This is a genomic window from Brevundimonas sp. (assembly GCF_036399195.1).
In the GTDB taxonomy this organism is placed as follows: domain Bacteria; phylum Pseudomonadota; class Alphaproteobacteria; order Caulobacterales; family Caulobacteraceae; genus Brevundimonas.
Genome location: NZ_DASWNO010000219.1, coordinates 1 through 4,024 on the forward strand (window position 1 = coordinate 1; position 4,024 = coordinate 4,024).

The window sequence follows — 4,024 nt, forward strand, 5'->3', positions numbered from 1 at the left end:
CGGAGCCTCGCCCGTGTCACCCGCCTTGACGGCGTTGATGCAGGCCATGACCGCCTGGCGGTCGGACCCGGTCAGCCGCAGGATCTTCGCGCCCCGAGCCTGCAGAACGCGCGTGTACAGCGCCTCGCCGCCGGGGGTGGCCAGCACGCCGATCTTCTTCGCGCCGTCGGCGACCGCGGCGGCCGCCGTTTCCTCGATCATGTCGATGAAGGGAAGACGCGCCTTTCGAATGCTGGCGGTCAGGGCGTGCGCCGTATTGCAGGGCATGGCGAGCACCTGCGCCCCCGCGTCCCGCAACCGCATCGCCATCTGTCCCAGCATCGCCTCGGCCGCGTCGGGCGCGCGCTGGCGGTCCGGCACGTGGGGGTTGATGTCGGCCAGTATGCGGATGTGGCCGGAATCCTCCGATGCCGGCGTCAGGGCCTGTACTCGCGCCAGAAACGCCACCGTCGCCGCCGGACCCATGCCGCCCAGTACGCCCAGTATCTTGCCCATGTCGCCTCCGCTGTGCGCCGGCGTCTTGCCAGCATCGCCGTTCGTCGTCCTTTATGCGACGAAACCATGAGAGGACGCCAATGCAGACCGAAGCCGCGGCCGCGACGGCCCTGATCACCAACGACGCCGTCGTCCTCGGCCTGCTCGCCGTCATCCTCGGGGCGGTCTTCTGGGCCTCCAGCCTGTCGCATCCCTGGGTGAAGCGGTTCTTCACCGTCATCCCGGCCCTGCTGCTGTGCTATTTCCTGCCTTCGCTCCTGACCACGTTCGGGGTCGTCGATCCCGAGACTTCGCAGCTCTATTTCATCGCCTCGCGCTTCCTGCTGCCCGCCGCCCTCGTGCTGCTGACGGTCTCGGCCGACCTGCCGGCGATTGCGGGACTCGGCCCCAAGGCGGTGATCATGTTCTTCACCGGCACCGTCGGCGTGATGATCGGCGGCCCTGTCGCCCTGCTGCTGACCAGTTGGCTGGCGCCGGACCTGATGGGGGCGGGGCCGGAGGCGATCTGGCGCGGCATGGCCACCGTGGCAGGCAGCTGGATCGGCGGCTCCGCCAACCAGACCGCGCTCTACGAAATCTATGGCGCGGGCCCTGACATCTTCTCGATCTTCATCGCCGTCGACGTCGTGGTGGCCAACATCTGGATGGCCGTCCTGCTGTGGATCGCCGCCAACCAGCGCAAGGTCGACAAGCTGTTCCGCGCCGACGTGACCGCCGTCGACCGGGTTCGCGACAAGGCTGAGGCCTATGAGCTGGAAACCGCGCGCATCCCGTCGCTGAAGGATCTGATCTTCATTCTCGCCGTCGCCTTCGGCGCCGTGGGCCTGTCGCACGCGATCGCCGACCCGCTGTCGGCCTGGTTCGGCGCCACCTTCCCGTGGGCCCAGCGGCTGTCGTTCGATTCCAGCTTCTTCTGGCTGGTGTTCATCGCCACGGCCGTGGGCGTGGCCCTTTCCTTCACCGGCGCGCGCAAGCTGCAGGGGCCGGGCGCGGCCAAGATCGGCTCAGTCTTCGTCTACATGCTGGTCGCGACGGTCGGCCTGAACATGAACATCGGGGCCATCCTCGAGTCGCCCGTCTACTTCCTGATCGGCGGCGTCTGGATGCTGATTCACGTGGCCCTGATGTTCGGCATGGCCTTCTTGATCCGCGCGCCCAGTTTCTTCCTCGGCGTCGGCTCCATGGCCAACATCGGCGGCGCGGCCAGCGCGCCGGTCGTGGCCGCCGCCTTCCATGCGTCGCTGGCGCCGGTCGGGGTGCTTCTGGCGGTGCTGGGCTACATCATCGGCACCGCCGCCGGGTGGTTCACCGGACTGGTGATGATGCAGATCGCGGCCGGGGCGGGGTGAGCCTTCGACCCTGATCGGCTTCGCGCCCCGGTCTCACGGGACGAGGCCGGTCACTGGCCCCACGCCCTCCTCGTCCTGATCGTCGGACAGCGGGATCTCGCGATCGGGCCGTTCCATGTCTTCCGCCTGATCCTCAATGCGGTCGATCCGTTGGTCGAGGTCCTCGGAGGCAGCGGGTTTGGGATCGGACATTCGCGGCTCCTGCTCATCGTGTGCAGCAAAAACCGCGGCGCCGACCCCGCGTTCCCGACGGGCCACGCTCATACATCAGAGTTCAGGAGGCGAGCGCCCTCCTACAGCCCCGCGCCCACCACGCTCTCGTAGCCGAACAGTCCCTGGGCCCCGCCGGTGTGCAGGAACACCACCGTCTCGTTCTCGAAGCGGCCGGCGCGGGCCAGGGCCATCAAGCCCTTCATCGCCTTGCCGGTGTAGACCGGGTCCAGCACGATCGCGTCGGTGCGCGCCGCTAGCTTCAGCGCCGCGATCACCCCGTCGTCGACCAGCCCATAGCCCTCGCCGACGTAGTCGCAGTCAGCGACCACCATCTCGGGCGTGACCGCATCCGGCCGCCCCAGCAGGGCGGCGGTCTGGCGCGCCAGCTTCAGGACATTCTCTTCCTGTTTCGGCTTCGGCGCGCGCACGCCGATGCCCAGCACCGGGATATCGGCGGCCATGACCGCGAGACCGGCCACAAGCCCGGCATGGGTGCCCGCGCTGCCGGTGGCGGTGACGATCCGGTCGACCTGCATGTCCAGCTCGTCGGCCTGCACCACGATCTCGCGCGCGCAGTCGACATAGCCGAGGGCTCCGACCGGGTTGGAGCCGCCGCCGGGGATGATGTAGGGCCGCCCGCCCCGCGCCCGCACCTCGGCCGCCGTGGTCTCCAGCTCGGCCGGCATGTCGCTGCCGCCCGGCACGAAGCGGACGCCCGCCCCGAACAGCCGGTCCATGAGCACGTTCCCGTTGGCGACATAGTCGTGCGCCTTCGACCCGGTGCGTTCTTCCAGAATGACCTCGCAGGCCAGGCCGTGCGCCGCGGCGGCCGCCGCCGTCTGGCGCACATGGTTGGACTGCACCGCGCCCTGGGTGACGAGCGTGTCGGCCCCCTGCTCGAAAGCGTCGCCCAGCAGGAACTCCAGCTTGCGGGTCTTGTTGCCGCCGCCCGCCAGTCCGGTGCAGTCGTCACGCTTGATCCACAGCTCGACGCCCAGCGCCTCGCTCAGGCGCGGCAGCGGCTCCAGCGGCGTCGGCAAGTGGGCGAGGCGGATGCGGGGGAAACGGGCGAGATGCATGGAGGGCTCCTGTGGTCCGCTCTTCTAGACGCGCCGCCCGCGTTTGCCGACTGGCTGTTTCAGGCCTGGTCGGCGCCGCCGACGGCCTCGCGCAGGATGGCGACGATCCGGGCGGGCGTCCTGTTCGAGCTGGCGGCCAACTGGTCGAGCAGCGCGCCCTGTTCGGGGTTGATCCGGGCGCTGGCCATGGTCCAACGGCCGAACTGGCGTGCGTCGACCGGTTCGCGGCCGATGACCTCAATGTCCCGGTGGCGCGGGTCGCCTTCCAGGCGGCGCAGCAGGCCGTCCAGCGCCTGGGCCGGGCCCTCGATCACCTGGATGTAGCGTTCCCGGTGGGCGGCCAGGGCCCCGGTAAGCCCGTCCCGGTCGTTGTTGCGCTGCGACTCCGCGAGGATGACCGCCAGATTGCCGAACGACTCCGTCGTTCCCGTGGCCGTGCTTTCGTACACCAGCCGTTCCAGTCGCAGGCTCATTCACACTCCCCGGTCGTTCGTCCTGCCTAATGCCAAGCCTGACAGGCCGGTTGCAACAGGGGCTTGTCTTTGCACAGCAAAAGCCCGGGCGGAGAACCGCTTTTTCGTGCTCCGAAATTTTTTGCGCGGTCGCGGAACGGTTCGCCGGAAACGCGGTTTACCGATCGGACCTTGCGGCGATGCGCGCTCGACAGAGTCCTCAGCGGCCCGGTCTCTGCCACGCCCCCCGACGCAGACCGGGCCGCACCTTTATCCAGCCTCCACTTGTCCGACTCAGGCGATCCGCCCGAGACTGGGACATGGCCGAATCGCCCGCCGCCCGTCCGCGCGACCGCTCCTCGACCGAACGCCTCATCGTCGAGGCCGGCGAGCGCATCCTGCTGCGCGATGGCTTCCCCGGGCTGAACGTCCAGAC

The 4,024-nt window shown here is 69.1% G+C and carries 5 protein-coding genes; 1 reads left to right on the forward strand and 4 read right to left on the reverse strand.

The genetic code is table 11. The features are described from left to right. Nucleotides 1-495, reverse strand: a 495-nt coding sequence (locus VGB60_RS09795) for an aspartate/glutamate racemase family protein (protein ID WP_331038078.1), incomplete at its 3' end; no start/stop codon positions are given. Nucleotides 496-575: 80 nt separating this feature from the next. On the opposite strand from VGB60_RS09795, the gene VGB60_RS09800 reads away from it, so the two are divergent. Next, nucleotides 576-1,844: a DUF819 domain-containing protein gene (locus tag VGB60_RS09800; protein ID WP_331038079.1), complete on the forward strand. Its 1,269-nt coding sequence runs from the start codon at nt 576-578 to the stop codon at nt 1,842-1,844. A gap of 33 nt (nt 1,845-1,877) precedes the next feature. Here VGB60_RS09800 and VGB60_RS09805 read toward each other — a convergent pair whose 3' ends face one another. From VGB60_RS09805 to VGB60_RS09815, 3 genes are all read right to left on the reverse strand, one after another. Beyond that, complete coding sequence (locus VGB60_RS09805) at nt 1,878-2,036, reverse strand: hypothetical protein (protein WP_331038080.1); 159 nt, start codon at nt 2,034-2,036, stop codon at nt 1,878-1,880. A gap of 101 nt (nt 2,037-2,137) precedes the next feature. After that, nucleotides 2,138-3,136 (reverse strand): D-cysteine desulfhydrase, encoded by a 999-nt coding sequence (locus VGB60_RS09810; protein ID WP_331038081.1) that lies wholly within the window; start codon nt 3,134-3,136, stop codon nt 2,138-2,140. Between the two features lie 59 nt (nt 3,137-3,195). After that, entirely contained in the window at nt 3,196-3,609 is a 414-nt protein-coding gene (locus VGB60_RS09815) for a BLUF domain-containing protein (RefSeq protein WP_331038082.1), read from the reverse strand. Between the last annotated feature and the right edge of the window lie 415 nt (nt 3,610-4,024).

Excerpts from the sequence above, each read along its gene's own strand:
- VGB60_RS09805 (WP_331038080.1), bottom strand. The coding sequence starts at position 2,036 with ATGTCCGATCCCAAACCCGCTGCCTCCGAGGACCTCGACCAACGGATC.
- VGB60_RS09800 (WP_331038079.1), top strand. The coding sequence starts at position 576 with ATGCAGACCGAAGCCGCGGCCGCGACGGCCCTGATCACCAACGACGCC.
- VGB60_RS09810 (WP_331038081.1), bottom strand. The coding sequence starts at position 3,136 with ATGCATCTCGCCCGTTTCCCCCGCATCCGCCTCGCCCACTTGCCGACG.
- VGB60_RS09815 (WP_331038082.1), bottom strand. The coding sequence starts at position 3,609 with ATGAGCCTGCGACTGGAACGGCTGGTGTACGAAAGCACGGCCACGGGA.